We start from the raw sequence: 1552 nt of genomic DNA, 5'->3' as shown, positions 1-1552 counted from the left end.
CCTTGCTCAAGACCGATACCCATCGCCGCCTGCTCGACGAATATGCCGGCGCTACGGATCTTGCCCGCCAGGTACAACTGGCCGCCCAACGCTGGACACCGAAACCGGGCAGATCCTCGACACCGACGCCATCGACAACCGTCTGAAGTCCCGTCACCCGTACAAGCAATGGCTGCGCAAGAATGCCCTGCGCATCCAGGCGACCATGGAAGACAACGACAACGGTTCGGCCTTCTATGACGTCGATCAGCTCAAGCAGTACATGAAGATGTACCAGGTCACGTTCGAAGAGCGCGACCAGGTACTGCGTCCGCTCGGTGAGCAAGGCTACGAGGCCGTGGGCTCGATGGGCGACGATACGCCGATGGCCGTGCTGTCCCAGCGCGTGCGCACGCCATACGACTACTTCCGCCAGCAGTTCGCGCAGGTGACCAACCCGCCGATCGACCCGCTGCGTGAAGCCATCGTCATGTCGCTGGAAATCTGCCTCGGTGCCGAGCGCAACATTTTCCAGGAGTCGCCGGAGCACGCCTCGCGTGTGATCCTCAGCTCGCCGATCATTTCCCCGGCCAAGTGGCGCTCGTTGATGAACCTCGATCGCCCTGGTTTCGAGCGCGCGATCATCGACCTCAACTACGACGAAAGCGTCGGCCTCGAAGCGGCGATCCGCAGCGTTGCCGATCAGGCTGAAGAAGCCGTGCGCGCCGGCAAGACCCAGGTCGTACTGAGCGACCGTCACATTGCGCCAGGCAAGTTGCCGATCCATGCGTCGCTGGCCACCGGTGCGGTGCACCACCGCCTGACCGAAAAGGGCCTGCGTTGCGACTCCAACATCCTGGTGGAAACCGCGACCGCTCGCGATCCGCATCACTTCGCGGTGCTGGTCGGCTTCGGTGCCTCGGCGGTCTATCCGTTCCTGGCCTATGAAGTGTTGGGTGACCTGATCCGTACCGGTGAAGTGCTGGGCGACCTTTACGAGGTGTTCAAGAACTACCGTAGAGGCATCACCAAGGGCCTGCTCAAGATCCTGTCGAAGATGGGCATCTCGACCATCACCTCCTATCGCGGAGCACAACTGTTCGAAGCGATCGGTCTGTCCGAGGAAGTCTGCAACCTGAGCTTCAAGGGCGTGCCGAGCCGCATCAAGGGTGCACGTTTCGTCGACATCGAAGCCGAGCAGAAAGCCCTGGCCACCGAAGCCTGGAGTTCGCGCAAGCCGATCCAGCAAGGCGGCCTGCTGAAGTTTGTCCACGGTGGCGAATACCACGCCTACAACCCGGACGTGGTCAACACCCTGCAAGCCGCTGTGCAGCAGGGCGACTACAGCAAGTTCAAGGAATACACCTCGCTGGTGGACAACCGTCCGGTGTCGATGATCCGCGACCTGTTGAAGGTCAAGACGCTGGATACGCCGCTGGACATCAGCGAAGTCGAGCCACTGGAGTCGGTGCTCAAGCGCTTCGATTCCGCCGGTATCTCGCTGGGCGCCCTGTCGCCGGAAGCTCACGTGGCCAAAGTAATCGAGCCTGTGACGGAGGGCGACAAGCATGTC

The 1552-nt window shown here is 61.7% G+C and carries 1 protein-coding gene; it reads left to right on the top strand.

The genetic code is table 11. The annotated features are described in order from the left end of the window. A partial coding sequence (locus ACQKP2_RS32845; RefSeq protein WP_427582381.1) for a glutamate synthase central domain-containing protein occupies positions 1 to 1552 on the top strand: 1552 nt, incomplete at both ends.

This window comes from Pseudomonas sp. NPDC089569, assembly GCF_050280625.1.
In the GTDB taxonomy this organism is placed as follows: Bacteria; Pseudomonadota; Gammaproteobacteria; order Pseudomonadales; family Pseudomonadaceae; genus Aquipseudomonas.
Note: the sequence above shows the minus strand (reverse complement) of the source record. Positions and strands in the feature narration are given on the sequence as shown.